Genomic DNA, 23,532 nt, shown 5'->3' with positions numbered 1-23,532 from the left:
ACCTATATTTAATTTTGTGTTAATAAATGAAATGCCCGTGAGATTTTTTCTATCTAAGCTACTAAACTTTCTATTTTTAATTGCTCTTTTTTCGTGTTCCAGTGCAGAGCAAAAACAACAGGAGATCCAAAAAAAACAATCAGAACTCGATAGTATCGCCTTGTTTTATAATCCGCATCAGGCTGATCAGAATATAGATGCTTTTATGAAAAAACTCCATAGCGTGTCGGGATTCAATGGCAATGTTCTGGTAGCAAAGAAGGGAAAGATTTTGTATCAAAATTCATTTGGTTGGGCAGATTATTTACATAAGGATAGTTTGAAGATTACATCCAAGTTTGAGCTGGCTTCCGTTTCGAAACCGATGACTGGGCTTGCGGTGTTGCAGTTGGTCGGAGCCGGTAAATTGAAATTGGATCAATTGGTGAGTGATTTCTTTCCAGGGTTTCCATATGAGGGGGTTACTGTCAGGCAGTTGTTGACCCATCGCTCGGGATTGCCTAATTATGTGTACTTTGTTGATAAAATATGGCCGGATCGGAAAAAAGGGATGTCTAATATGGATGCTATTAATCTGATGATTGAACATAAGCCTGCACGCTATGGGCAGCCAGATGGTAGATTTCATTATAATAACTCAAACTATATGGTGTTGGGGGCTATTGTTGAAAAGGTGTCTGGACAGGATTTTGCAACGTATATGGATGAGCATGTTTTTAAACCTGCTGGTATGAAAAATACTGCCGCGCTATCGCGGGTCAAGTATGATAAGATCCCTACTGATGTGATAGGACATGATAGAGTATGGAGACGGTCTGTTGTACAGGATTATCTTGATGGTCCTCTAGGAGATAAGGGTATCTATAGTACGATACAGGATATGTACTTGTTGGATCTGGCGCTTAAGGAAGGTAGACTGTTGGATACGGCGCTCCTGGATTCGGCATATGTACCACGTTCGGATGCCAAGAGGGGTGTGTTTAGTTACGGCTATGGGTGGCGTACGTTTTCTACGGCTGGTAACCAGATTGTTTATCATACGGGCTGGTGGCACGGATTCAAGAATCTGTATGTGCGTGATTTGACCAACGATATAACCATTGTATTGTTGTCCAATATGGTAAATGGAAGTTTAAATAGTCTGGATGAGTTGTATAAGATTTTAGAAATGCCTATTTTGAGGCAGAATGCTTATGATGCAAACGGTGGTTTTGTAGAACACTAAATATATAGACACACATATTATGAAAAAAACCTTGATTTTAGGTGCTAGCACTAATTCTGCCAGATATTCTTATCTCGTAGCCAATAAGCTTGTGAGAAAAGGGTATCCAATAGTGAATGTCGGACGTAAAAATGGAGAGGTCGCTGGAGTAGCGATTGAACCCGCAGAGGTTGTGCATACGGATATCGATACAATCACAATGTATGTGGGACCCAAAAATCAAGAGCCTTATTATGATTATATACTGGCAACAAACCCACATCGCGTGATTTTTAATCCTGGTTCTGAAAATCCAGAATTGGCAGAAAAATTAAATGAGCGTGGCATAGAGGTTGTCGAGGCTTGTACGTTGGTAATGCTAAATACAGGACAGTACTAATCGCTTTAGAGGAGTAAAGGTATAGCGCATAGCTTAATTCGTTAAGCTATGCTTTTTTGTATATAAAAAAGGCCCAGTTTACACCGGGCCTCTGTGGTTAAAGGGTATTTGTTGTTAAAACTTGTAAGTGACTCCAGCTCCTAGAACCTGTTTTACTTGTAGTCTAGCTCCTGTTCCAGTCTGTACGTTGTTCTCGAAGATTGGGATTTTTGTATTGTCATCATAGATCAACTGTACTCCCGCATTAACGTTGACAAATTTGTTGACTTTCATGAAAAGATTAGCAGTGTAATCAACATCTACGTTTTGTGGTTTCTCTTTGTAATTTGAGTATAGTTTTAAGATGTTTTCGAAAGAGATGTTTTCCATCAGATTGATCTTATAGTAGGCGTCTAATGAAGCGCCAAATTCGAAACGTGATTTCTTGCCCTCGTCAATACCGTAGAGTCTCTCGTCTATATCTTTATTCGTAACGAATACGAAGCGTGCTGCAGCTGGCGACACGTTTACTCTAAAATTGTCGGACTCCTTAAATGCAATACCTGGACCGAAGGTCAAGTATGCCGGAGCGAAGCCTGCTGATAGTAATTTGTCAGTACCATCGGCATTGTACTTATAGCCTTTGGCAAATTGAGTGTTGAAATTTGTGAAGAAAGTGTATAATAATTTTTCAGTCATTTTGCGTCCCACGAGGGAAGTGTAAACAAAGCGGTCATCATTCTTTCTCCAATCGGTTTCTTTTTGGAAGGTTTGGCCATAAGCAGCTAGTACCTTGTTGTCCCAACTCCAATTGTCTTTTTTGTAGTTGAAATCATAATTTAAAATTAGGTTACCCGCGAAAGAGTTTATTCCCCCCGCAGCCCAATTTGAAAACGTGCTTTGATTGATTAAAAAGGTGTTTTCTCCTTTGATAGTCCATCTTTTGTCGTTGTCGGTTTGTGCAACAACAGAGCCTAGTCCCAATAGGAATAATGTCGTGGATAGTAAAAATGTTTTTTTCATAAGTTTGACTTTTTAATTAATAACAAATATAGCACGATTTTAATCTTATTTTATCATCATTCGATGGATAATTGAAATTTGTCGGTATATTCTTTGTTGTTGGAAAAAAATAATGCATTAACTATTTGATAGTTATAAAAAACTTTTTACCTTTGCAGTCCCTTATTGGGAAAAGTATGTCTTGAGCGAAGCCCTACTGCTTCGATGGACTTTAATTAATTTATATAAAAAATGTCAGGAATTATTGGTAAAAAAGTAGGAATGACCAGCCTGTTCAACGCTGATGGGAAGAATATCCCATGTACAGTAATCGAGGCTGGGCCGTGCGTGGTAACGCATATACGTACGGTAGAGAAGGACGGTTATTCGGCAGTTCAGCTTGGCTATGATGATGCTAAGGAAAAGAACACGACCGCTCCTTTAAAAGGACACTTTGCAAAAGCAGGAGTGACTCCTAAGCGTAAACTAGTTGAATTCAAAACTTTCGAGGATGAGAAAGGACTAGGAGACATCGTTGATGTAACTTTATTTGAAGAAGGAGAGTACGTAGATGTAGTCGGAACTTCTAAAGGTAAAGGTTTTCAAGGTGTAATGAAGCGTCATGGCTTTGGTGGTGTAGGTGGTGCGACTCACGGTCAGCACAACAGACTACGCGCGCCGGGTTCAATTGGTGCCGCTTCTTGGCCTTCCCGTGTATTCAAAGGAATGCGCATGGCAGGTCGTACAGGTGGAGACAGAGTGAAAGTTCAGAACTTACAAGTTTTGAAAGTTTATGCTGAGCAAAACCTAATCGTTGTTAGTGGTTCCATCCCTGGAGCTAAAGGTTCTTATGTAATCGTAGACAAATAGTAGAGATGGAAGTTAACGTATTAAATTTATCAGGTAAAGAAACAGGTGCCAAGGTGCAACTTCCTGAATCAGTATTTGGTGTAACGCCAAACGACCATGCGATCTACTTAGATGTTAAGCAGTACTTAGCAAATCAACGTCAAGGAACGCACAAGTCAAAACAACGTAATGAGATTGCGGGTTCTACTCGTAAATTACACAAACAAAAAGGTACTGGTGGTGCTCGTGCGGGCTCTATCAAATCTCCATTGTTTAATGGTGGTGGTCGTGTATTCGGTCCTCAACCTCGTGACTATAGCTTTAAATTGAACAAAAAATTGAAGCAACTAGCACGTAAATCGGCGTTGTCGTACAAAGCACAAGAGAACAATGTAGTTGTTTTAGATGCAGTTAGTTTCGATACTATCAAAACTAAAAACTATGTGTCTTTAGTAAACGCATTAAACGTTGCTGACGAGAAAACACTTTTAGTGTTGCCAGCTTACGATAACAATGTTTATTTATCAAGCAGAAACTTGAAGAAAGCAAAAGTTGTAGTAGCATCAGATTTAAATACATATGATGTATTGAACGCTACTAAATTATTGTTGACAGCAGATTCTGTTAAAACTTTGGAGGAAGCATTAGCTAAGTAATATGGAAATTATTAAAAAACCTATCTTAACTGAGAAAGCTTCATTATTAACGGAGAAATTAAACCGTTATGCTTTCAAAGTAGATCATAGAGCAAACAAAATTCAGATTAAAACTGCTATTCAAGAGATGTTTGGTGTGACTGTAGTTGCAGTAAATACTTCTGTTGTAGCTGGAAAAGCAAAAAGCCGTTATACTAAAGCTGGCTTTGTATCTGGAAGAGCTCCGAAATATAAAAAGGCCGTCATTACAATTAAAGATGGTGAAACTATTGACTTTTACAGCGTTATATAATTAGAGATGGCAGTTAAAAGATTCAAACCGGTAACCCCTGGTACGCGTTTCAGAGTAGGTGCAAACTATTCTGACGTTACTACAAATGTCCCTGAAAAGTCATTGGTAGTAGGAAGCAACAAAAGATCGGGTGGACGTAATAAATCCGGTAAAATGACTATGCGTTATATCGGTGGTGGACACAAGAAAGTTTACCGTATTATAGATTTCAAACGCGATAAGAAAGATATCCCTGCGACAGTAGCTACTATAGAATATGATCCTAACCGTACAGCACGTATTGCTTTATTGCATTATGCTGATGGTGAGAAGCGTTACATCATTGCTCCAACAGGTTTACAAGTTGGTCAAACCGTAGTCGCTGGTGAAAAAGTTGCTCCAGAAGTAGGTAATACATTACCGTTAGCAAATATTCCTTTAGGTTCTATCATTCACAATATTGAATTGAACCCAGGACAAGGTGGCTCAATCGCTCGTTCGGCTGGTACGTACGCACAATTGTCTGCTCGTGATGGTAAATATGCTATTATCAAATTACCTTCTAGTGAGACTCGTATGATTTTGTTGACTTGTGTTGCAACTATTGGTTCAGTATCAAATGCTGAGAGAGCGCACGAGGTATTAGGTAAAGCTGGTCGTAAACGCTGGTTAGGCCGTCGTCCTCGCGTTCGTGGTGTTGCAATGAACCCTGTCGATCACCCAATGGGTGGTGGTGAAGGCCGTACATCTGGAGGTCAACCACGCTCACGTACAGGAGTGTTGGCTAAAGGTTACAAAACACGCTACAAGAAGAAAACATCGAATCGTTACATCATTGAAAGAAGGAAAAAATAATGGCTCGTTCAATTAAAAAAGGTCCTTATATCGATCACAACTTAGAAAGAAAAGTTCTTTCTCAGAATGAATCAAACAAAAAATCAGTAATCAAAACTTGGTCGCGTAGATCAATGATTTCTCCTGATTTCGTTGGCCATACCTTCGCAGTGCACAACGGGAATAAATTTATCCCTGTTTATGTAACAGAAAATATGGTCGGTCACAAGCTTGGTGAATTTGCGCCTACGCGTACATTCAAAGGCCACGCAGAAAAGAAAAAATAATAGGTAATGGAAGCAACAAAAAAACTCAAAAAATCTGTCTTAATTAGACAGCGCAAAGAGCAGGAAAAGGCTCAAGTAGGAGGAGCTTCTACTGCTAAGTTATTGAATTGCCCTACTTCACCTCGTAAGATGCGTTTGGTAGTGGATCTGATCCGTGGCGAAAAAGTAGAAAACGCTCTTTATATTCTTAAGCATACAGGTAAAGAAGCTGCTGCCCGTGTTGAGAAATTGTTATTATCAGCAATTAAAAACTGGGAAGCTGCAAACGAAGGTTCTTCAGTAGCAGACAGCGCTTTGTTCGTAAAGGAAGTATCTGTAGGCGGTGGACGCCAATTGAAAAGATTACGTCCAGCTCCACAAGGACGTGGATATAGAGTTCGTAAGCGTTCTAACCACGTAACTTTGGTAGTAGATAGTTTAAATAACGTTAACAACTAATTTATTAATAAGAATGGGACAAAAAGCAAATCCAATTGGTAGCAGATTAGGTATCATCAAAGGATGGGACTCTAACTGGTTCGGCGGAAAAAACTATTCCGATAAATTAGTTGAGGACGAAAAAATCAGAAAATATCTTTCTGTTCGTATCGCTAAAGGCGGTGTAGCAAAAGTAGTTATTGAAAGAACTCTAAAGCGTGTTACGGTTACTATCCACACAGCACGTCCAGGAATCGTTATCGGTAAAGGCGGACAAGAAGTAGACAAGATCAAAGAAGAGTTGAAGAAACTGACTAAAAAGGATGTTCAAATCAACATTTTCGAGATCAAACGTCCAGAGCTTGATGCTAAGTTGGTAGCCGAAGGCGTAGCTAAGCAATTAGAAGCAAGGATTTCATTCCGTCGTGCAATGAAAACTTCTATCGCTTCTACAATGCGTATGGGTGCTGAAGGTATCAAAATTATGTGTTCAGGCCGTTTAGGTGGTGCTGAGATGGCGCGCACAGAGCAGTATAAAGAAGGAAGAACTCCTCTTCATACGTTACGTGCTGACATCGACTATGCATTAGCTGAAGCATTGACTACTTACGGTAAAATCGGTATCAAAGTATGGATCTGTAAAGGTGAAGTTTACGGTAAGCGTGACTTATCTCCTAACATCGGTCAAACTTCGAACGTAAAAACTCGTGGTGGCAATGAAGGCGGTGCTGATCGTCGCGATAACCGTGGCGGTAATAACCGTGGTCCTCGTCGTGATAATAACAACAATCGTGGCGGAGCTCGTGGTGGCAACAACCGTGGCGGAGCAAAAAGAGATTAATTAATAACAAGATTTAAAAGTGTCCCGACAAAGGTCGGGATTTAAATAAAATACGAACATGTTACAGCCAAAAAGAACGAAGTTCAGAAAGATGCAGAAAGGCCGTATGAAAGGTAACGCTTCACGTGGAGCGGAGTTAGCTTTCGGTTCTTTCGGTATCAAATCAATGGAAGAAGCATGGATCACCAGCCGTCAGATTGAGGCAGCTCGTATCGCCGTAACACGTTTTATGAAACGTGAAGGTCAAGTATGGATCCGTATCTTCCCTGATAAACCGGTTACTAAAAAGCCTGCAGAGGTACGTATGGGTAAAGGTAAAGGTGCTCCCGAGTATTGGGTAGCCGTAGTTCGCCCAGGACGTATGTTATTCGAAGCTGAAGGTGTGCCTTTAGAGGTCGCAAAAGAAGCATTGCGTTTAGCAGCTCAAAAATTGCCGGTACAGACTAAGTTTGTTATACGTAGAGATTACGTTGAAGCATAAAAATCGTTGGTAATGTCAATAGTTTAAGCCTTGTGGCCGTTACCCACAAGGCTCTACATAAACATATTTGATAACCCAGCACAACACTGAAAAAAATGAAGAATTCAGAAATCGTAGAATTAACAACAGAAGCTTTAACAGCTAAACTCGTAGAAGAGAAAGCTGCTTTAAACAAGTTAAAATTTGCACACGCTGTTTCTGCTATTGAGAACCCTAACGTTCTTAAAGCAGCTCGCAAAAATATCGCTCGTATCTCTACTGAGGTTTCAAAGCGTAAAAATGCAGCAAAATCTGAAACAGCCTCTGAGGCGTAAAATTTAAGTCGAAATGGAAAGAAATTTAAGAAAAACAAGAATCGGCTTAGTAGTTAGCAACAAGATGGAAAAATCTATCGTAGTAGCAGTTGAGCGTAAAGTAAAACACCCTATTTACGGTAAATTCGTTAAGAAAACTACTAAATTCAAAGCTCATGACGAAACAAATACCTGCGGTATCGGCGACACGGTATTAATTATGGAAACTCGTCCGCTGAGTAAAACAAAGAACTGGAGATTAGTTGAAATTTTAGAAAGAGCTAAATAACATGGTACAACAGGAATCAAGACTAAATGTAGCTGACAATAGCGGTGCTAAAGAAGTTTTAGTAATCCGTGTATTGGGCGGAACGCGCAAGCGTTATGCATCAATCGGTGATAAGATCGTTGTTACCGTAAAAAGCGCTATCCCTTCAGGAAACGTAAAAAAAGGATCAGTATCTAAAGCAGTTGTCGTACGTACTAAGAAAGAAATCCGTCGTAAAGATGGTTCTTACATTCGTTTCGATGATAACGCTGCAGTATTGTTAAACAACAACGATGAACCACGTGGAACACGTATTTTCGGCCCAGTAGCTCGTGAATTACGTGAGAAGCAGTTTATGAAAATTGTATCACTAGCACCGGAGGTTTTATAATTATGGCACAGAAAACAAAAACAACTCACAAAATCAAGATCAAAAAAGGTGATTTAGTGAAAGTTATCGCTGGTAACTCTAAAGGTGTTCAAGGAAAAGTATTGTCTATTTTAGTGGACACTAATAGAGCTGTCGTTGAAGGCGCTAACATCGTGAAAAAACACACTAAACCAAGCGCAGCTAATCCTCAAGGTGGTATTATTGAGAAAGAAGCTGCTATCACTATCTCAAACTTAGCGTTGATCGATCCTAAAACAGGAAAGCCTACTCGCGTAGGACGCAGAGTTAATGAAGAGGGTAAAATAGTTCGTTACGCTAAAAAATCAGGGGAGGAAATTAAATAATGACTTACGTACCAAGATTAAAAGCAAAATATGCGGAAGAGATCCGTACTGCGCTTAAAGAAAAATTCCAGTATAAAAGCATTATGCAAGTTCCGAAACTTGAGAAGATAGTTGTATCACAAGGTATCGGAGCTGCTACTGCAGATAAAAAATTAATCGATAGCGCTATCGCTGAGATGACAATGATTACTGGTCAGCAAGCTGTACCTACGAAATCGAAGAAAGATATCTCTAACTTCAAACTTCGTAAAGGAATGCCTGTTGGTGCTCGCGTAACATTACGTGACAATAACATGTATGAGTTCTTAGATCGTTTGATCGCAGTTTCTCTACCACGTATTCGTGACTTCCGTGGAATCAACGATAAAGGATTTGACGGTAGAGGTAACTACAATCTAGGGGTTACTGAACAGATCATCTTCCCAGAGATCAACATTGATAAAATCAATAAAATCGCTGGTATGGATATCACGTTTGTAACTTCAGCTCAAAATGACATCGAAGCATTGGAGTTATTAAAACAATTCGGTTTACCATTCAAAAATCAAAACTCGAACAACAATGGCTAAGGAAGGATTAAAAGCACGCGAAGTAAAGCGTCAAAAATTGGTAGCTAAGTATGCAGCAAAACGCGCGGCTTTGAAAGAAGCAGGTGATTATGCTGGATTAGATAAATTACCAAAGAATGCTTCTCCGGTTAGATTGCACAACCGTTGCAAATTAACAGGACGTCCTAAAGGATATATGCGCCAATTCGGTATCTCACGTGTTACTTTCCGCGAGATGGCATTGGACGGCAAGATCCCGGGAATTACTAAAGCTTCTTGGTAAGTTTTAAAAAAATACTTACTTTTGCCCGGATAAATCCTTTTATTTAAAGGATTTATCGGGTTTTTTCATTGAAATTAATTGATTTCAATGGATTTTGAGCCTGTTTGAGATGCTTTTTTATACTAATGCACTCGAATTGGTTTTATAACGGAAATTTTATTTACAGATAATAGGTCTTGTCCCGATGGTCGGGGTTTGAAACCATTATCACAATTTTATTACATAATGAATACAGATCCAATAGCGGATTACCTTACACGAGTAAGGAATGCCATTAAGGCCAACCATAGGGTTGTTGAAATTCCTGCATCGAACCTAAAAAAAGAAATTACTAAAGTTCTTTTTGACAAAGGTTACATTGCTAATTACAAATTCGTAGAAGAAGGACCTCAAGGTTCTATCAAAATCGCGTTGAAGTATAACCCGATTAGCAAAGTACCGGCTATTCGCACATTGACACGTGTGAGTAAACCTGGTTTAAGAAAGTATGCAAGTGTTGAAAACATGCCTCGCGTTTTGAACGGTTTGGGAATTGCTGTTTTGTCAACTTCTAAAGGAGTAATGACAGACAAAGAAGCCCGCCTACAGAATGTTGGTGGTGAAGTTTTATGTTACGTTTATTAATCTAGGAAAAAACACACAAAGACATGTCAAGAATTGGAAAAGCACCTATCGCTATTCCTTCGGGAGTATCGATTTCTGTATCAGACAAGAATCTGTTAACAGTAAAAGGTCCTAAAGGTGAATTAACTCAGAAAGTAGATAGCGACATCACTGTTAAAGAAGAAGATGGTAATATCATCGTATCTCGTCCTACTGAGCAGAAAAAACACAAAGCATTACACGGGTTGTACCGCGCATTGATCCAGAATATGGTTATCGGTGTAACAGAAGGTTACAAAACTACACAAGAGTTAGTCGGTGTCGGTTACCGTGCTGCTAACAACGGTAACACATTAGAGTTGACCCTAGGTTTCTCTCACCCGATTGTTTTCGTATTGCCACAGGAAGTTAAAGTTACAACAACTGCTGAGAAGGGTAAAAACCCTACTATTACTTTGGAATCAACTGACAAACAATTAATCGGACAAGTAGCCGCGAAAATCCGCAGCTTCCGTAAACCAGAGCCTTACAAAGGTAAAGGTGTTAAGTTTGTAGGTGAAGTATTAAGAAGAAAAGCAGGTAAATCAGCTAAAAAATAATAACCATGGCAGGAATTAAAACAACTCGCAGAGAGCGAATCAAAAAGGGAATAAGAAAACACCTGGCTGGATCAACTGAGCGTCCTCGTTTGTCTGTTTTCAGATCAAATAAAGGTATCTATGCTCAAGTTATTGACGATACTACAGGTAAAACTTTGGCTTCAGCTTCTAGCTTGTCAAAGGATTTTGTAGCAGCAGGCAATAAAGTAGAGCAATCTAAAGCTGTTGGTAAATTAGTTGCTGAGAAAGCAGTAGCAGCAGGTATTAGTAAAGTAGTTTTTGACCGTAATGGGTACTTGTATCACGGCCGTGTGAAATCATTGGCAGAAGGTGCTCGCGAAGGCGGTTTAGACTTTTAATTGATAGAAAAAATGGCATTAAGCAATATTAAAAGAGTAAAATCAAGCGAGATTGAATTGAAAGATCGCTTAGTAAGCATCCAGCGTGTAGCGAAAGTAACTAAAGGTGGTCGTACTTTCAGTTTTTCTGCTATCGTAGTAGTTGGTGACGAGAACGGAATCGTTGGTTTCGGTTTAGGAAAAGCTAAAGAGGTAACTGAAGCGATCACTAAAGGTATAGATGATGCAAAGAAAAATTTGGTAAAAGTTCCTATCATTAAAGGAACTGTTCCTCACGAGCAATACGGTAAATTTTCAGGTGGTTCGGTATTGATCAAACCAGCTGTAGGTGGTACAGGAGTATTGGCAGGTGGTGCGATGCGTGCTGTATTGGAGTCTGCTGGTATCAAAGACGTATTAGCAAAATCTTTAGGATCATCTAACCCGCACAACGTGGTAAAAGCAACAATCGATGCTTTAGCTAGTATGCGCGACGCATATACAGTGGCTCAACACCGCGGTGTCGATTTAAATAAAGTATTTAACGGTTAATTATCATGGCAAAAATTAAAATCACCCAGATAAAGAGCGTTATCGACAGAAGCGAGCGCCAAAAGAAAACTATTGAGGCTTTGGGATTGAAAAAGATCAACCACTCAGTAGAAGTAGAGGCTACACCGGCTATTATCGGTATGGTTCGTAAAGTGAACCATTTAGTAGCTATTGAGACTATCTAAAATAACACTATGGAAAGAATTTCGGTTCTTTCCATTAGTTATTTATAATTTAATTGTTAATCGTTGTGACCTGTTTAGTGAAAGCGAAGGCGCAACATAATCTTAGTTTAAAATGAACTTAAGTAATTTAAGACCAGCAGTTGGTTCAACAAAAAGCAGAAAACGTATAGGTCGTGGTCAAGGTTCCGGTCGTGGTGGTACATCTACTCGTGGTCACAAAGGTGCTGGATCTCGCTCAGGACACTCTACTAAAATCGGTTTCGAAGGTGGTCAGATGCCTTTGCAACGTCGTGTACCTAAGTTTGGTTTCAAAAATGCAAACCGTGTTGAATACAATGGTGTAAACTTAGACGTTTTACAAGGTTTAGTAGAAAAATACAACCTTACGGTAGTTGATTTCGATACATTGAAAGAGCATGGTTTAGTTTCTAAAAATGACTTAGTAAAAGTTTTAGGCCGTGGAGAATTCAGTGCTAAAGTTGAAGTTAAAGCACATGCTTTTTCAGCTTCAGCTCAGAAAGCTATCGAAGCTGCAGGCGGTTCCATCGTAAAACTTTAATACATGAAGAAACTAATCACAACCTTAACCAATATATGGAAAATTGAAGATTTACGTAATCGTATTATCAATACGTTATTATTTCTTCTTATTTATCGTATTGGATGTCACGTGGTATTGCCAGGTGTTAATCCAGATGCATTAGCTACAGGGCAAAAAGAAGGCCTTCTTGGACTTTTGGATATGTTTGCCGGGGGATCTTTCTCTCGTTCAGCTATCTTTGCTTTAGGTGTAATGCCTTATATTTCTGCATCAATCGTTGTACAATTATTGGGGATTGCTGTTCCTGCATTTCAGAAAATGCAAAAAGAAGGTGAGTCTGGCCGTAAGAAAATGACGCAGATAACTCGTTATCTGACATTGGCGATCACATTAGTGCAAGCTGTAGCTTACGTGAAAACTCAAATTGAACCAGCTGCAAAAACTATTGCAGACCCTATGTTCACTGTTCTTGCTGCTATTGTTTTGACTGCAGGTACGTTGTTTGTGATGTGGTTGGGTGAGAAAATCACCGATAAAGGTATCGGAAATGGTATTTCTTTAATCATTATGGCGGGTATTATCGCGCAGTTGCCTGGAGGGGCAGTTGCTGAATGGGCATCAAGAATGAGCCCAAGCGGTGGCGGTATCATCCCTATCTTGATCGAGGCTATCGCGTTATTCTTCATTGTGATCTTTACTATTTTGATCGTTCAAGGGGTGCGCAAAATTCCGGTTCAGTATGCGAAAAAGATTGTTGGAAATAAGCAGGTAGGTGGCGTACGTCAGTATATACCTTTAAAGGTGAATGCTGCAGGTGTAATGCCAATTATATTCGCGCAGGCGATAATGTTTTTACCAATGTCATTGGCGCAGTTCTTTCCGAATCTTCAATCTGATTTTCTAACATCATTGACTAATTTTACTTCGGTAGCGTACAATGTGACGTTTGCAGTGTTGATTATTGCATTCACGTTTTTTTATACCGCTATTATGGTAAATCCGCAACAGATGTCAGAAGACATGAAGAAGAACGGAGGATTTGTACCTGGGATTAAACCGGGATATGATACTAATCTATTTATAGATAACGTAATTTCTCGTATTACTTTCCCTGGTGCAGTATTTTTAGCAATCATTGCTATTATGCCAGCTATAGCAAGTGCTGCAGGTGTTAACAACCAGTTTGCACATTTTTATGGTGGTACTTCACTATTGATTCTAGTAGGTGTGGTATTGGATACCCTTCAGCAAATCGAGTCACATTTGTTAATGCGTCATTATGATGGCTTAATGAAGACAGGAAGAGTTAAAGGTCGTTCAGCTACTGGTGTTGAAGGATATGATCAATCTGCTATTTAATATCTTTAGATGTCTAAAGTAATTTATAAAACAGAAGAACAAATCGAGCAAGTGCGAGAGTCTGCAAATGTACTCTCGCATTTACTTGCCGAAATCGCTAAAGTTATAAAGCCTGGGATAACAACGTTGTCATTAGACAAGTTGGCTTATGATTTTATTCATGACAATGGTGGTACACCGGCATTTCTGAATTATCATGGTTTCCCTTATTCCCTATGTATTTCTGTAAATGATCAAGTAGTTCATGGGTTTCCGAGCAACTACGAGATTAAGGATGGAGATCTGGTGTCCGTCGACGGTGGTGTTAACCTAAAAGGTTTCATCTCTGATTCTGCGTACACATTTGGAATAGGTGAGGTCTCGGCTGAAGCTCAGCAATTGTTGGATGTAACAAAAGCATCTTTGTACAAAGGCGTGGAGCAAGCTGTGGCTGGCAAGCGAGTTGGAGATATTTCATCTGCGATTCAAGAATACGTACAACCTTATAATTTTGGAATTGTAAGGGAGTTGGTAGGGCATGGAGTAGGATTGCACTTGCATGAGAAACCCGAAGTGCCTAACTATGGAAAGCGTGGTTCGGGACCTAAATTAGAACCGGGATTGGTGATTTGTATTGAACCAATGATTAATGCCGGGAAAAGTGGAGTCCGTTTTTGGGAAGACGGATGGACTGTAAGTACAATCGATGGTAAGCTGTCTGCGCATTTTGAACAGATGGTTGCTATACGAAAGGGACAGCCAGATGTCTTGTTGAATTTTGATGAGGTAGAGAAAGTTTTGAATAAAAAGTAGTTGGGTTTCAATATTTTTATTTATCTTTGCACTCCTGTTGGTGCAGGCTATAAAACGTTAATAAGTAATTGATATATGGCTAAACAAGCCTCGATAGAACAAGACGGTGTTATCAAAGAAGCATTATCTAATGCTATGTTTAGGGTAGAATTAGAGAATGGGCACGAAATTATTGCTCATATTTCTGGAAAAATGCGTATGCATTATATTAAGATTTTACCTGGAGACAAGGTTAAGTTGGAAATGTCTCCTTATGATTTGACTAAAGGAAGGATAACATATCGTTATAAATAAGGTATTGCTCTGCGAAGAGCTTAATAATTTAGTAAAATGAAAGTAAGAGCATCAGTAAAAAAACGTAGCGCGGATTGTAAGATCATCCGTCGTAAAGGAAAGATTTTTGTAATCAACAAAAAGAACCCTAAATTCAAACAACGTCAGGGATAATTAATTAACAAAATCGCTTAAAATATTATATGGCAAGGATATCAGGTATAGATTTACCTAAAAACAAAAGAGGAGTTATCGGCCTTACCTACATTTTTGGTATTGGTAGTGCGACTGCCGCTTATATCTTAGATAAAGCAGGTATTAGTCAAGATGTTAAAGTTTCCGAGTGGAACGATGATCAATTGGCTGCTATTCGTACAATTATTAATGACGAGATCAAAGTAGAAGGTGCTTTGCGTTCAGAGGTTCAATTGAACATCAAACGTTTGATGGATATTGGTTGTTACCGTGGTTTACGTCACCGTAAGCATTTACCAGTTCGTGGTCAACGTACAAAAAACAACTCACGTACCCGTAAAGGAAAACGTAAAACAGTTGCAAACAAGAAAAAAGCTACTAAATAACAAGTAAGAAATGGCTAAAAGCAAAAAAGTCGCAAAAAAACGTATCGTTGTAATTGAGCCTGTTGGTCAAGCTCACATCAATGCTACTTTTAATAACATTATTATCACTTTGACTAATAATTCTGGTCAAACTATCTCATGGTCGTCGGCTGGTAAAATGGGCTTTAGAGGTTCTAAAAAGAACACTCCATATGCAGCAGGACAAGCAGCAAGTGACTGTGGTAAAGTTGCTCACGATTTAGGATTGCGCAAAGTTGAGGTTTTCGTTAAAGGACCAGGTGCTGGACGTGAGTCTGCTATCCGTACTTTACAAACTGTAGGAATTGATGTAACTACTATCAAGGATATTACTCCACTTCCTCACAACGGTTGTCGTCCTCCAAAACGTAGAAGAGTTTAATAATATTATTGTTTAAGATTAAGATTCATCAGTTAAAGACTGATAGATACTTCAAACAGAGAAAGAAATGGCAAGATATACAGGACCTAAGTCCAAAATTGCACGTAAATTCAGAGAACCAATTTTTGGCCCTGATAAAGCATTAGAAAAAAAGAATTATCCTCCTGGACAACATGGTCCATCTAAAAGAAGAGGAAAGCAATCTGAATACGCTATTCAGTTGTTAGAAAAACAAAAAGCTAAATATACTTATGGAGTTTTAGAGCGTCAGTTCTCTAATCTATTCGTAAAAGCAGCTGCAAAGCAAGGTATTACAGGTGAGAACTTCTTGAAATTATTAGAAGCTCGTTTAGATAACGTAGTATACCGTTTAGGTATCGCAACTACCCGCGCTGCTGCTCGTCAGTTAGTTTCACACAAGCATATTACTGTTAACGGTAATGTCGTTAACATTCCATCATATAGCATTCGTCCAGGTGATGTCATCGCTGTTCGTGAGCGCTCACAAGCATTAGAGGCGATCTCTAATTCTGTAGCGGGAAGAACAATCAACAAATACGGTTGGTTAGAGTGGGACGCTAAAGGATTGACAGGTAAGTTCCTGACATACCCAGAGCGTGCTGATATTCCTGAGAATATTAAAGAGAACTTAATCGTAGAGTTGTACTCTAAATAATAATTAATGGCTATGCATAATTCCTTTCACGATAAAGGAGTTATGCATATGCTGTTAAGATACACATTGTTGAAAAATATTAAAATATTATAAATGGCAATTTTAGCATTTCAAAGACCGGATAAAGTTATCATGCAAAAATCTACAGATTTTGATGGTACTTTCGAATTTCGTCCATTAGAGCCAGGTTTTGGTGTTACTATTGGTAATGCTTTACGCCGTATTTTATTGTCCTCTCTAGAAGGATATGCAATTACGTCGGTAAGATTTTCGGGCGTTTCACACGAATTCTCTACGATTAAAGGCGTAGCAGAAGACGTAACTGAGATTATCCTTAACTTGAAACAAGTTCGTTTTCAAAAGACAGGAGAACAAGGTGACAGCGAGAAGATTTTTGTAGTTATCAATGGTCAAGAACAATTCAAAGCTGGTGATATAACTAAGTTTTCTAACAACTTTACTGTATTGAATCCAGACTTCGTAATCTGTAATATGGAGAGCTCTGTTACTATTGAAGTAGAGTTGTCTGTTGCTAAGGGACGTGGTTACGTAAATGCAGAAGAGAATAAAGTAGTTGATGGACCTGTAGGGCTAATCGCTATAGATTCTATCTACACTCCGATTAAGAATGTCAAATATACTATTGAAAACTACCGTGTAGAGCAAAAAACTGACTACGAGAAATTGTTGTTGGATATTTCTACAGATGGTTCAATCCACCCAGAAGATGCTTTGAAAGAAGCAGCTCGTATTCTTATACAACACTTTATGTTGTTCTCTGACGAGAATATGTTGTTGGAGTCTCAAGCTAAAGAAGAAACTAAAGTTGTTGACGAAGAAATCTTACATATGCGTAAGATATTGAAGACAGAATTAGTTGACTTAGATCTTTCGGTACGTGCATTGAACTGCTTGAAAGCGGCGGATATTCGTACTTTGGCGGAGTTAGTAACTTACGACGTAGCTGATATGTTGAAGTTCCGTAACTTTGGTAAAAAATCTTTAAGCGAAATTCAAGAATTGGTTAAATCGAAAGGTTTGTCATTCGGAATGAATTTGTCGAAGTTTAAACTAGACGAAGAATAATAATAAATAAAATAAAGCGACCTGTTGCGTAATTCCCCTGGAAGGAATAAGTAACAAAGATCAAAGAAGAGGGACTATAGTGTCTTTGTTCTTTAGTCTTTTCTCTTTATTCTCAACAGGACGGTACGCACGAAAAAACACTAAGAAAATGAGACACGGAAAAAAAGTAAATCACTTAGGCCGCACTGACAGTCACCGTAAGGCGATGTTAGCTAATATGGCGACTTCATTAATCAAACACAAACGTATCACTACTACTTTAGCAAAAGCGAAAGCATTACGTACTTACGTTGAGCCGTTGATTACAAAATCTAAAAACGACACGACACACTCTCGTCGTACGGTATTTGCTTACTTAAAAGATAAAGAAGCGGTAACTATTTTGTTCCGCGAAGTATCTGAGAAAGTAGCTACACGTCCAGGAGGTTATACTCGTATCATTAAGATGGAAAACCGTTTAGGTGATAACGCTGAGATGGCTTTCATCGAGTTGGTAGATTACAACGAAGTTTATGGCAAAGAAGCTAAAGCTGAGAAGAAAACTACTCGCCGTCGCGGTGGTGCTAAGAAAAAAGGCGCTGAAGGCACAGAGGTAGTAGAAACTGCTGTTGAAGAAGTAAAAGCTGAAGAAGCTGCTACTACAGAAGAAGCTCCTGCTACAGAAGAGAAAAAAGACTAATTTTTTTCTACTCTAGATATAAAAGCCTATCATCAGCGATGATAGGCTTTTTTTTGTTCTTTTTTTCGAATATTTTAAAACGTTTTTTCATAGTGTATTAAGTATGTCTTAACTATATTTGTACACAGTTTTTTATCAACCTTAAATAATATCAGGCTCATGAATTTGTTTGATGTTTACCCTGTCAACCCAATTAATATCGTGAGAGCCAAGGGCTCAGCTGTTTGGGATGCTGAAGGTAACGAATATTTAGACTTGTATGGAGGTCATGCAGTCATATCAGTAGGGCATACGCATCCGCATTATGTTCATTCGATTACATCCCAACTTAACGAAATTGGCTTTTATTCCAATTCTATCGAGATTCCAATTCAGAAGCGATTAGGAAAGTTGCTAGGGGAGGTTTCTGGAAAGGAAGATTACGCTTTATTTTTGTGTAACTCTGGAGCCGAAGCTAATGAGAATGCGTTAAAACTCGCTTCGTTCCATACAGGAAGAAAAAAGGTGATCTCATTTTCTAAAGCTTTTCACGGGCGTACATCATTGGCTGTAGCAGTTACAGATAATCCGGCTATTGTAGCTCCGGTTAATCAGACAGATAATGCTATTTTCTTGCCCTTTAATGATGAGGAAGCCTTGTCTGAGGCATTTTCTGCTTATGGTGATGAGGTTGCAGCTGTCATTATCGAAGGTATTCAGGGGGTTGGTGGTATACGTGAAGCTTCTGTTTCATTTTTACGACTGATTAGACAATTATGTGACGAGTATGGAGCTACATTTATAGCTGATTCGGTACAATGTGGTTATGGAAGAACGGGTATCTTTTATTCACACGACTACGCCGCTATAAAGGCGGATATCTATACGATGGCCAAGGGAATGGGAAATGGATTTCCTATAGGTGCGATTAGTATTTCTCCCAAATATAAAGCTTCTTATGGCTTGTTGGGAACAACCTTCGGCGGGAACCATTTGGCTTGTGCAGCAGCCGTCTCTGTTCTGGAAATCTTTCAAGCAGAGAGTTTAATGGATAACGCACGCGTGGTGGGTGAATACTTGATTTCCGAATTAAAAGGATTCGATAAAGTTAACGAAGTGAGAGGTAGAGGACTTATGATCGGAATCGACCTTCCTGTCGAGCTATCTAATGTGAAGAAGGATTTGCTGACCAAGAATCGTATTTTTACAGGAGAAGCAAAGCCTAATGTTATCCGTATTCTTCCTGCTCTGAATATAGACAAAGCGATTGCCGACAGGTTTTTAGAAGCCTTGGATGAAAGATTGAAAGAGGCATAGTTAGGGACTTTTCGTAATAATAATTATTTTTAGAAGATGAAGAAGTTTTTTTCCGTTGAAGACGTCGATAGCCTAGAAGAGGTTGTAGAAGAGGCACTTCAACTAAAGGCTAATCCTAATGCTAATGAATCGTTAGGTAAATATAAAACCTTAGGCTTGGTGTTTTTGAATCCGAGTCTCCGTACGCGTCTTAGTACCCAGAAGGCAGCAATGAATCTAGGTATGAATGTGATGGTGATGAATATGGACAAGGACGGATGGGCTTTAGAGACCCAGGATGGTGTTGTTATGAATGGCACTACTGTAGAGCATATACGCGAGGCAGCTGCTGTAATGGGAGAATATTGCGATATTTTAGGACTGCGTAGTTTTCCTTCTTTGAAAGATAAAGAAGCAGACTATAATGAAGACCTGTTCAACAAGTTTATCAAGTTTTGTGGTGTTCCTGTAGTTTCATTGGAGAGTGCTACTAGGCACCCCTTGCAGAGTCTGACAGACCTTATAACAATTACGGAGCATAAGCAGGTCGATAAACCTAAGGTTGTTTTAGCTTGGGCGCCACATGTCAAAGCATTGCCACAAGCTGTGCCTAACTCCTTCGCCGAGTGGATGAGCAAAGCACAGGAACAAGGCCTAGTAGAATTTACTGTAGCACATCCTGCTGGTTATGAGCTCGCCGAGGACTTTACCAAAGGTGCCACGATTACAAATAATCTGAATGAAGCGCTTTCGGGAGCGGATTTTGTATACGTCAAGAATTGGTCTTCCTATAAGGAATATGGCGAGGTGTACCCGGTTTCCGAAGACTGGATGATGAATAATCAGAAGCTGTCATTGACAAATGATGCAAAGGTTATGCACTGTCTACCCGTTCGTCGGGATTTGGAATTGTCGTCAGAAATATTGGATGGACCAAATTCCTTAGTGATTAAAGAGGCTAGTAATCGGGTCTGGGCCGCCCAAGTTGTTTTGAAACGGATGTTGGAAAGTTTGGAAAAATAACCAAACGCGGACAGCTGTTTTTAATTTTTGACTTTTAAATTAAATTATGTCGAATAGTACATTGAATATTATTAAGATAGGGGGCAATGTAATTGATGATAATATTCAGTTAGAGGCTTTTTTAGAGAAATTTGCCGCTATACCAGGTAAAAAGATTTTGGTACATGGTGGCGGAAAAATTGCTACTCGCCTAGGTTCTAGGTTGGGGATCGAAGCTAAATTGGTCGAAGGAAGAAGGGTTACTGATAAGGAGATGCTGGACGTTGTTACTATGGTGTATGCTGGGTTGACGAATAAAAGGATCGTAGCCAGTCTGCAAAAGTATCAGTGCGATGCGATAGGCCTTAGTGGGGCTGATGGAAATGTAATTAAATCAGTAAAACGCCCTGTTCGCGAAATTGATTACGGTTTTGTGGGTGATATCTTGGTCGATTCGGTAAATGTACCAGCGATAAAGAAATTTTTGGAGGCTGGATTTACTCCGGTTTTTTCTGCGATTACTCATAACGGAAACGGACAGTTGTTAAATACCAATGCAGATACGATAGCCTCAGCATTATCCACTTCTTTGTCAGGATTGTACGATACCTCATTAATATACTGTTTTGAGAAAAATGGTGTGTTGACCGATGTTATGGACGACAATTCGGTTATTGAGACAATTACAGCCAAGCAATTTGAGGGTTATAAGGAACAAGGCGTTATCAGTGATGGGATGATTCCGAAGCTACAGAATGCTTTTGAAGCTATTAATAAAGGTGTAAAATCCGTGTATATTGGCAATGCCACTAATTTACATTTATTTCAACAACAAAAATTTGGTACGCGGCTGGTTATAAAATAGGCAGTCTAGTCTCATTTAGTATGGAATATCCACGAGCGTACCATTTGGGATAATCTGGATATTCCATTCCGATAAAGCGACGCAAGGAGTTAGTCGAAGACAATCGGCACAAGTTAATGGTAACTGAAATACAAACCGAGCTTGCGAGCTCATCGAAGATAATTATTTACATATGAATAAGCTCACTATAATTGGTTCTGGTAATATTGGTTTTTCCCTTGCAAAGGGATTGGTAAGCACTGGGTACTACCGCCCAGAGGAAATTGTATTAACAAGACGTTCTATTGCCGCTTTAGAGGAGGAAAAGTCTCTTGGTTTTGGAACAAGTAGCAATAATAAGGAAGCTATTCAAGATGCAGATATAATCGTATTATCAGTACTCCCACAACAGATAAAAAAAGTGATGGAGGAGATCGCTGGTAGCCTTAGCAAAGGTCAACTTGTTGTTTCAGTAGCGTCGGGTGTTTCCTGTCAGGATGTTAAAGCAATATTGGGGGAGGATTGTACTGTGGTGCGTGCCATGCCAAATACGGCGATTGCGATAGGGCAGTCCATGACTTGTATTGCTACAGATAATGCCCCAAGCGATGCTATTGCTAAGGTAGAGCGTATTTTTGAGTCTGTAGGCTCGGTTGTAGTGATTAATGAAGACCTGATGACATCTGCTACCGCATTATGCGCTTGTGGAATAGCCTTTTTCTTAAGAGCTATAAGGGCTGCTTCTCAAGGAGGTGTTGAGATTGGCTTTCACGCACATGATGCCCTAAAAATGGCTGTTCAAACGGCCAAAGGAGCAGCAGATTTGTTGTTACAGACAAATAATCATCCGGAGAGTGAGATTGATAAGGTGACTTCTCCGAAAGGCTGTACTATTGCAGGATTGAATGAAATGGAGCACAATGGCTTCAGTTCAGCATTTATAAAAGGAATCAAGCTTTCGGCTCTAAAGGCAGGTGGTCTGTATAATGAATAGCGGGTTGATGTTATTGATTGACGACAGTATTGAACTGCTGTCGAAAATGATATCTATTCCTTCTTTTAGTAAAGAGGAAGAAGATACGGCTACGCTATTAGCCAGCTTTCTAGATGCTCGAGGGGTATCCATTATTGAGCGTATCGGGAATAATGTGATTGCTTACAATAAATTTTTCGATAAAGATAAGCCGACTATTTTACTAAACTCCCATCATGATACGGTCAAGCCAAATCCTGGTTACACCAAAGATCCATTTTCACCACTCCGTGAGGGAGGAAAACTATATGGATTAGGTAGTAATGATGCTGGTGGGTGCTTAGTTTCTTTGATAGCTACATTTATTCATTTTTATGATGTCGAAAATTTAAGATACAATCTATGCCTAATTGCTTCAGCAGAGGAAGAGATTTCTGGTAAAAATGGGATTGAGGAGGCCTATAGACATATTGTCCCCTGCGATTTTGCAATTGTTGGTGAACCTACTTTGCTGGATTTAGCGATTGCCGAGAAAGGACTGATGGTCTTGGATTGTGTAGCACATGGAGAATCAGGGCATGCGGCACGTGAAGAGGGAATCAACGCTATTTATAAAGCAGTTGAGGATATCAATTGGTTTAGAACATACCAGTTTTCGAAGCAGTCTCAATTCTTGGGGCCTGTTAAAATGTCTGTGACAATGATCGACGCGGGTACGCAGCATAATGTTGTGCCTGCAACATGTAGATACGTTGTAGATGTGCGGACTACCGATGTTTATCAGAATGAGGAAGTTTTAGCTATTATTCGTGAGAACATTAAATCGGAAGTGACAGCAAGATCCACGCGTTTAAACCCGTCGACTATAGCTGTGGACCATCCTATCGTTAAAGCAGGGTTGAAGTTTGGAAAGAAAATATATGGTAGCCCGACTATGAGCGATCAGGCATTGTTGCCGATTCCCTCCTTGAAAGTTGGACCAGGAGATTCGGCGCGATCTCATGCCGCCGACGAGTTTATATATGAAGCTGAAATTGCTGCTGGAATCGATTTTTATATACAGTTGTTGAAAGAGGTTATTCTTTAGCCTTCCTCGATTATATTATAAGAACAACAGCGAGCCTATGACTCGCTGTTGTTTTTTATAGCTTTACATATTCTCTTGATTAAGAGATTGTTTATATATAGCTTTTTTTCGTTGTGTCCGCTTAGCTACAGATTTTTTTTCATAAGCCTGGCGGGCACGTAGTTCCTTTAACACACCTGTATTACTGAACTTTTTCTTAAAGCGCTTAAGTGCGCGGTCTAAAGATTCGCCTTCTTTGACGTTAACAATGATCATTTACGATTATACCTCCTTTCTTTCCCTTTAAATGATGAACTAAGAATATACTGTTTAGCATTGACATTTGCAAATAATCTGGCT

Annotated in this window: 38 protein-coding genes; 36 read left to right on the top strand and 2 right to left on the bottom strand. The window is 39.4% G+C overall.

Features of this window, described 5'->3' with window-relative positions:
• The first annotated feature begins 31 nt into the window (after positions 1–31).
• Together JKG64_RS17615 and JKG64_RS17610 are read left to right on the top strand one after the other, a co-directional pair.
• The gene (locus JKG64_RS17615; protein ID WP_210355586.1) at positions 32–1,225 is read left to right on the top strand and encodes a serine hydrolase domain-containing protein; all 1,194 of its coding nucleotides are present in this window, start codon (positions 32–34) and stop codon (positions 1,223–1,225) included.
• A 19-nt stretch (positions 1,226–1,244) separates the two neighbouring features.
• Positions 1,245–1,604: a CoA-binding protein gene (locus JKG64_RS17610; protein WP_210355585.1), complete on the top strand. Its 360-nt coding sequence runs from the start codon at positions 1,245–1,247 to the stop codon at positions 1,602–1,604.
• Between the two features lie 114 nt (positions 1,605–1,718).
• Here JKG64_RS17610 and JKG64_RS17605 read toward each other — a convergent pair whose 3' ends face one another.
• Complete coding sequence (locus JKG64_RS17605) at positions 1,719–2,606, bottom strand: DUF3078 domain-containing protein (protein ID WP_210355584.1); 888 nt, start codon at positions 2,604–2,606, stop codon at positions 1,719–1,721.
• A gap of 231 nt (positions 2,607–2,837) precedes the next feature.
• On the opposite strand from JKG64_RS17605, the gene rplC reads away from it, so the two are divergent.
• The 34 genes from rplC to JKG64_RS17435 all read left to right on the top strand — a co-directional run bounded on the left by rplC (position 2,838) and on the right by JKG64_RS17435 (position 23,193).
• Positions 2,838–3,455, top strand: coding sequence for a 50S ribosomal protein L3 (rplC, locus tag JKG64_RS17600; RefSeq protein ID WP_133585701.1), 618 nt, complete (start codon positions 2,838–2,840; stop codon positions 3,453–3,455).
• A 5-nt stretch (positions 3,456–3,460) separates the two neighbouring features.
• Positions 3,461–4,090: a 50S ribosomal protein L4 gene (gene rplD, locus JKG64_RS17595; protein ID WP_079643262.1), complete on the top strand. Its 630-nt coding sequence runs from the start codon at positions 3,461–3,463 to the stop codon at positions 4,088–4,090.
• A gap of 1 nt (position 4,091) precedes the next feature.
• Positions 4,092–4,382: a 50S ribosomal protein L23 gene (rplW, locus tag JKG64_RS17590; RefSeq protein WP_210355583.1), complete on the top strand. Its 291-nt coding sequence runs from the start codon at positions 4,092–4,094 to the stop codon at positions 4,380–4,382.
• 6 nt (positions 4,383–4,388) lie between these two features.
• On the top strand, positions 4,389–5,216 hold the full coding sequence (gene rplB / locus JKG64_RS17585) for a 50S ribosomal protein L2 (protein ID WP_133585699.1): 828 nt from the start codon (positions 4,389–4,391) through the stop codon (positions 5,214–5,216).
• The gene (gene rpsS, locus JKG64_RS17580; RefSeq protein WP_021071214.1) at positions 5,216–5,482 is read left to right on the top strand and encodes a 30S ribosomal protein S19; all 267 of its coding nucleotides are present in this window, start codon (positions 5,216–5,218) and stop codon (positions 5,480–5,482) included. Before rplB ends, rpsS begins: the two co-directional genes overlap by 1 nt.
• Before the next feature lie 6 nt (positions 5,483–5,488).
• The gene (rplV, locus tag JKG64_RS17575) at positions 5,489–5,920 is read left to right on the top strand and encodes a 50S ribosomal protein L22 (protein WP_133585698.1); all 432 of its coding nucleotides are present in this window, start codon (positions 5,489–5,491) and stop codon (positions 5,918–5,920) included.
• A 13-nt stretch (positions 5,921–5,933) separates the two neighbouring features.
• Positions 5,934–6,740, top strand: coding sequence for a 30S ribosomal protein S3 (gene rpsC / locus JKG64_RS17570; protein ID WP_021071216.1), 807 nt, complete (start codon positions 5,934–5,936; stop codon positions 6,738–6,740).
• Between the two features lie 58 nt (positions 6,741–6,798).
• Positions 6,799–7,221: a 50S ribosomal protein L16 gene (gene rplP / locus JKG64_RS17565; RefSeq protein WP_133585696.1), complete on the top strand. Its 423-nt coding sequence runs from the start codon at positions 6,799–6,801 to the stop codon at positions 7,219–7,221.
• 95 nt (positions 7,222–7,316) lie between these two features.
• Positions 7,317–7,535 (top strand): 50S ribosomal protein L29, encoded by a 219-nt coding sequence (gene rpmC / locus JKG64_RS17560; RefSeq protein ID WP_133585695.1) that lies wholly within the window; start codon positions 7,317–7,319, stop codon positions 7,533–7,535.
• A gap of 13 nt (positions 7,536–7,548) precedes the next feature.
• Positions 7,549–7,803: a 30S ribosomal protein S17 gene (gene rpsQ / locus JKG64_RS17555; RefSeq protein WP_133585694.1), complete on the top strand. Its 255-nt coding sequence runs from the start codon at positions 7,549–7,551 to the stop codon at positions 7,801–7,803.
• A gap of 1 nt (position 7,804) precedes the next feature.
• Positions 7,805–8,173, top strand: a complete 369-nt coding sequence (gene rplN, locus JKG64_RS17550; RefSeq protein ID WP_037498951.1) for a 50S ribosomal protein L14 — start codon at positions 7,805–7,807, stop codon at positions 8,171–8,173.
• 2 nt (positions 8,174–8,175) lie between these two features.
• Positions 8,176–8,517 (top strand): 50S ribosomal protein L24, encoded by a 342-nt coding sequence (rplX, locus tag JKG64_RS17545; protein ID WP_133585693.1) that lies wholly within the window; start codon positions 8,176–8,178, stop codon positions 8,515–8,517.
• Positions 8,517–9,086 (top strand): 50S ribosomal protein L5, encoded by a 570-nt coding sequence (gene rplE, locus JKG64_RS17540; protein WP_133585692.1) that lies wholly within the window; start codon positions 8,517–8,519, stop codon positions 9,084–9,086. The genes rplX and rplE overlap by 1 nt, the downstream gene beginning before the upstream one ends.
• Complete coding sequence (rpsN, locus tag JKG64_RS17535; protein WP_133585691.1) at positions 9,079–9,348, top strand: 30S ribosomal protein S14; 270 nt, start codon at positions 9,079–9,081, stop codon at positions 9,346–9,348. Before rplE ends, rpsN begins: the two co-directional genes overlap by 8 nt.
• A 225-nt stretch (positions 9,349–9,573) precedes the next feature.
• A complete protein-coding gene (gene rpsH / locus JKG64_RS17530; RefSeq protein ID WP_021071223.1) occupies positions 9,574–9,972 on the top strand; it encodes a 30S ribosomal protein S8 in 399 nt (132 codons plus the stop codon).
• Between the two features lie 23 nt (positions 9,973–9,995).
• Positions 9,996–10,550 carry a 50S ribosomal protein L6 gene (rplF, locus tag JKG64_RS17525; RefSeq protein WP_133585690.1) on the top strand — a complete coding sequence of 185 codons (555 nt, stop codon included), beginning with the start codon at positions 9,996–9,998 and terminating at the stop codon, positions 10,548–10,550.
• A 5-nt stretch (positions 10,551–10,555) separates the two neighbouring features.
• Entirely contained in the window at positions 10,556–10,909 is a 354-nt protein-coding gene (gene rplR / locus JKG64_RS17520) for a 50S ribosomal protein L18 (RefSeq protein WP_133585689.1), read from the top strand.
• Between the two features lie 12 nt (positions 10,910–10,921).
• Entirely contained in the window at positions 10,922–11,440 is a 519-nt protein-coding gene (gene rpsE, locus JKG64_RS17515; RefSeq protein WP_210355582.1) for a 30S ribosomal protein S5, read from the top strand.
• Between the two features lie 5 nt (positions 11,441–11,445).
• A complete protein-coding gene (gene rpmD, locus JKG64_RS17510) occupies positions 11,446–11,625 on the top strand; it encodes a 50S ribosomal protein L30 (RefSeq protein WP_021071227.1) in 180 nt (59 codons plus the stop codon).
• A gap of 112 nt (positions 11,626–11,737) precedes the next feature.
• Positions 11,738–12,184 (top strand): 50S ribosomal protein L15, encoded by a 447-nt coding sequence (gene rplO, locus JKG64_RS17505; RefSeq protein ID WP_210355581.1) that lies wholly within the window; start codon positions 11,738–11,740, stop codon positions 12,182–12,184.
• Between the two features lie 3 nt (positions 12,185–12,187).
• Entirely contained in the window at positions 12,188–13,525 is a 1,338-nt protein-coding gene (gene secY / locus JKG64_RS17500) for a preprotein translocase subunit SecY (RefSeq protein WP_210355580.1), read from the top strand.
• Between the two features lie 9 nt (positions 13,526–13,534).
• The gene (gene map, locus JKG64_RS17495; RefSeq protein ID WP_210355579.1) at positions 13,535–14,317 is read left to right on the top strand and encodes a type I methionyl aminopeptidase; all 783 of its coding nucleotides are present in this window, start codon (positions 13,535–13,537) and stop codon (positions 14,315–14,317) included.
• Positions 14,318–14,392: 75 nt separating this feature from the next.
• Complete coding sequence (infA, locus tag JKG64_RS17490) at positions 14,393–14,611, top strand: translation initiation factor IF-1 (RefSeq protein WP_079643278.1); 219 nt, start codon at positions 14,393–14,395, stop codon at positions 14,609–14,611.
• Positions 14,612–14,647: 36 nt separating this feature from the next.
• Complete coding sequence (ykgO, locus tag JKG64_RS17485; protein ID WP_021071232.1) at positions 14,648–14,764, top strand: type B 50S ribosomal protein L36; 117 nt, start codon at positions 14,648–14,650, stop codon at positions 14,762–14,764.
• Positions 14,765–14,793: 29 nt separating this feature from the next.
• A complete protein-coding gene (gene rpsM, locus JKG64_RS17480) occupies positions 14,794–15,171 on the top strand; it encodes a 30S ribosomal protein S13 (RefSeq protein WP_021071233.1) in 378 nt (125 codons plus the stop codon).
• A gap of 10 nt (positions 15,172–15,181) precedes the next feature.
• The gene (rpsK, locus tag JKG64_RS17475) at positions 15,182–15,571 is read left to right on the top strand and encodes a 30S ribosomal protein S11 (RefSeq protein ID WP_021071234.1); all 390 of its coding nucleotides are present in this window, start codon (positions 15,182–15,184) and stop codon (positions 15,569–15,571) included.
• Positions 15,572–15,638: 67 nt separating this feature from the next.
• Entirely contained in the window at positions 15,639–16,247 is a 609-nt protein-coding gene (gene rpsD, locus JKG64_RS17470) for a 30S ribosomal protein S4 (protein ID WP_021071235.1), read from the top strand.
• 93 nt (positions 16,248–16,340) lie between these two features.
• Positions 16,341–17,333, top strand: coding sequence for a DNA-directed RNA polymerase subunit alpha (locus JKG64_RS17465; RefSeq protein WP_210355578.1), 993 nt, complete (start codon positions 16,341–16,343; stop codon positions 17,331–17,333).
• A gap of 148 nt (positions 17,334–17,481) precedes the next feature.
• Positions 17,482–18,012, top strand: coding sequence for a 50S ribosomal protein L17 (gene rplQ, locus JKG64_RS17460; RefSeq protein ID WP_022829405.1), 531 nt, complete (start codon positions 17,482–17,484; stop codon positions 18,010–18,012).
• 159 nt (positions 18,013–18,171) lie between these two features.
• The gene (locus JKG64_RS17455; RefSeq protein WP_210355577.1) at positions 18,172–19,308 is read left to right on the top strand and encodes an aspartate aminotransferase family protein; all 1,137 of its coding nucleotides are present in this window, start codon (positions 18,172–18,174) and stop codon (positions 19,306–19,308) included.
• Between the two features lie 36 nt (positions 19,309–19,344).
• On the top strand, positions 19,345–20,310 hold the full coding sequence (locus JKG64_RS17450) for a Rossmann-fold NAD(P)-binding domain-containing protein (protein ID WP_210355576.1): 966 nt from the start codon (positions 19,345–19,347) through the stop codon (positions 20,308–20,310).
• A gap of 46 nt (positions 20,311–20,356) precedes the next feature.
• A complete protein-coding gene (argB, locus tag JKG64_RS17445; RefSeq protein WP_210355575.1) occupies positions 20,357–21,154 on the top strand; it encodes an acetylglutamate kinase in 798 nt (265 codons plus the stop codon).
• 172 nt (positions 21,155–21,326) lie between these two features.
• Complete coding sequence (gene proC / locus JKG64_RS17440; protein ID WP_210355574.1) at positions 21,327–22,127, top strand: pyrroline-5-carboxylate reductase; 801 nt, start codon at positions 21,327–21,329, stop codon at positions 22,125–22,127.
• Positions 22,128–22,134: 7 nt separating this feature from the next.
• Complete coding sequence (locus JKG64_RS17435) at positions 22,135–23,193, top strand: M20 family metallo-hydrolase (protein ID WP_210355573.1); 1,059 nt, start codon at positions 22,135–22,137, stop codon at positions 23,191–23,193.
• A 63-nt stretch (positions 23,194–23,256) separates the two neighbouring features.
• Here the strand turns inward: JKG64_RS17435 and rpsU are convergent, their stop codons facing one another.
• Positions 23,257–23,448, bottom strand: a complete 192-nt coding sequence (gene rpsU, locus JKG64_RS17430; RefSeq protein WP_133585680.1) for a 30S ribosomal protein S21 — start codon at positions 23,446–23,448, stop codon at positions 23,257–23,259.
• Positions 23,449–23,532 lie beyond the last annotated feature (84 nt).

The sequence above is a fragment of the Sphingobacterium tabacisoli genome, assembly GCF_017908035.1.
GTDB classification, from domain to species: domain Bacteria; phylum Bacteroidota; class Bacteroidia; order Sphingobacteriales; family Sphingobacteriaceae; genus Sphingobacterium; species Sphingobacterium tabacisoli.
Note: the sequence above shows the minus strand (reverse complement) of the source record. Positions and strands in the feature narration are given on the sequence as shown.

Coding starts and splice junctions, on each gene's coding strand:
- JKG64_RS17615 (WP_210355586.1), top strand. CDS start 32: ATGCCCGTGAGATTTTTTCTATCTAAGCTACTAAACTTTCTATTTTTA.
- JKG64_RS17610 (WP_210355585.1), top strand. CDS start 1,245: ATGAAAAAAACCTTGATTTTAGGTGCTAGCACTAATTCTGCCAGATAT.
- JKG64_RS17605 (WP_210355584.1), bottom strand. CDS start 2,606: ATGAAAAAAACATTTTTACTATCCACGACATTATTCCTATTGGGACTA.
- rplC (WP_133585701.1), top strand. CDS start 2,838: ATGTCAGGAATTATTGGTAAAAAAGTAGGAATGACCAGCCTGTTCAAC.
- rplD (WP_079643262.1), top strand. CDS start 3,461: ATGGAAGTTAACGTATTAAATTTATCAGGTAAAGAAACAGGTGCCAAG.
- rplW (WP_210355583.1), top strand. CDS start 4,092: ATGGAAATTATTAAAAAACCTATCTTAACTGAGAAAGCTTCATTATTA.
- rplB (WP_133585699.1), top strand. CDS start 4,389: ATGGCAGTTAAAAGATTCAAACCGGTAACCCCTGGTACGCGTTTCAGA.
- rpsS (WP_021071214.1), top strand. CDS start 5,216: ATGGCTCGTTCAATTAAAAAAGGTCCTTATATCGATCACAACTTAGAA.
- rplV (WP_133585698.1), top strand. CDS start 5,489: ATGGAAGCAACAAAAAAACTCAAAAAATCTGTCTTAATTAGACAGCGC.
- rpsC (WP_021071216.1), top strand. CDS start 5,934: ATGGGACAAAAAGCAAATCCAATTGGTAGCAGATTAGGTATCATCAAA.
- rplP (WP_133585696.1), top strand. CDS start 6,799: ATGTTACAGCCAAAAAGAACGAAGTTCAGAAAGATGCAGAAAGGCCGT.
- rpmC (WP_133585695.1), top strand. CDS start 7,317: ATGAAGAATTCAGAAATCGTAGAATTAACAACAGAAGCTTTAACAGCT.
- rpsQ (WP_133585694.1), top strand. CDS start 7,549: ATGGAAAGAAATTTAAGAAAAACAAGAATCGGCTTAGTAGTTAGCAAC.
- rplN (WP_037498951.1), top strand. CDS start 7,805: ATGGTACAACAGGAATCAAGACTAAATGTAGCTGACAATAGCGGTGCT.
- rplX (WP_133585693.1), top strand. CDS start 8,176: ATGGCACAGAAAACAAAAACAACTCACAAAATCAAGATCAAAAAAGGT.
- rplE (WP_133585692.1), top strand. CDS start 8,517: ATGACTTACGTACCAAGATTAAAAGCAAAATATGCGGAAGAGATCCGT.
- rpsN (WP_133585691.1), top strand. CDS start 9,079: ATGGCTAAGGAAGGATTAAAAGCACGCGAAGTAAAGCGTCAAAAATTG.
- rpsH (WP_021071223.1), top strand. CDS start 9,574: ATGAATACAGATCCAATAGCGGATTACCTTACACGAGTAAGGAATGCC.
- rplF (WP_133585690.1), top strand. CDS start 9,996: ATGTCAAGAATTGGAAAAGCACCTATCGCTATTCCTTCGGGAGTATCG.
- rplR (WP_133585689.1), top strand. CDS start 10,556: ATGGCAGGAATTAAAACAACTCGCAGAGAGCGAATCAAAAAGGGAATA.
- rpsE (WP_210355582.1), top strand. CDS start 10,922: ATGGCATTAAGCAATATTAAAAGAGTAAAATCAAGCGAGATTGAATTG.
- rpmD (WP_021071227.1), top strand. CDS start 11,446: ATGGCAAAAATTAAAATCACCCAGATAAAGAGCGTTATCGACAGAAGC.
- rplO (WP_210355581.1), top strand. CDS start 11,738: ATGAACTTAAGTAATTTAAGACCAGCAGTTGGTTCAACAAAAAGCAGA.
- secY (WP_210355580.1), top strand. CDS start 12,188: ATGAAGAAACTAATCACAACCTTAACCAATATATGGAAAATTGAAGAT.
- map (WP_210355579.1), top strand. CDS start 13,535: ATGTCTAAAGTAATTTATAAAACAGAAGAACAAATCGAGCAAGTGCGA.
- infA (WP_079643278.1), top strand. CDS start 14,393: ATGGCTAAACAAGCCTCGATAGAACAAGACGGTGTTATCAAAGAAGCA.
- ykgO (WP_021071232.1), top strand. CDS start 14,648: ATGAAAGTAAGAGCATCAGTAAAAAAACGTAGCGCGGATTGTAAGATC.
- rpsM (WP_021071233.1), top strand. CDS start 14,794: ATGGCAAGGATATCAGGTATAGATTTACCTAAAAACAAAAGAGGAGTT.
- rpsK (WP_021071234.1), top strand. CDS start 15,182: ATGGCTAAAAGCAAAAAAGTCGCAAAAAAACGTATCGTTGTAATTGAG.
- rpsD (WP_021071235.1), top strand. CDS start 15,639: ATGGCAAGATATACAGGACCTAAGTCCAAAATTGCACGTAAATTCAGA.
- JKG64_RS17465 (WP_210355578.1), top strand. CDS start 16,341: ATGGCAATTTTAGCATTTCAAAGACCGGATAAAGTTATCATGCAAAAA.
- rplQ (WP_022829405.1), top strand. CDS start 17,482: ATGAGACACGGAAAAAAAGTAAATCACTTAGGCCGCACTGACAGTCAC.
- JKG64_RS17455 (WP_210355577.1), top strand. CDS start 18,172: ATGAATTTGTTTGATGTTTACCCTGTCAACCCAATTAATATCGTGAGA.
- JKG64_RS17450 (WP_210355576.1), top strand. CDS start 19,345: ATGAAGAAGTTTTTTTCCGTTGAAGACGTCGATAGCCTAGAAGAGGTT.
- argB (WP_210355575.1), top strand. CDS start 20,357: ATGTCGAATAGTACATTGAATATTATTAAGATAGGGGGCAATGTAATT.
- proC (WP_210355574.1), top strand. CDS start 21,327: ATGAATAAGCTCACTATAATTGGTTCTGGTAATATTGGTTTTTCCCTT.
- JKG64_RS17435 (WP_210355573.1), top strand. CDS start 22,135: ATGTTATTGATTGACGACAGTATTGAACTGCTGTCGAAAATGATATCT.
- rpsU (WP_133585680.1), bottom strand. CDS start 23,448: ATGATCATTGTTAACGTCAAAGAAGGCGAATCTTTAGACCGCGCACTT.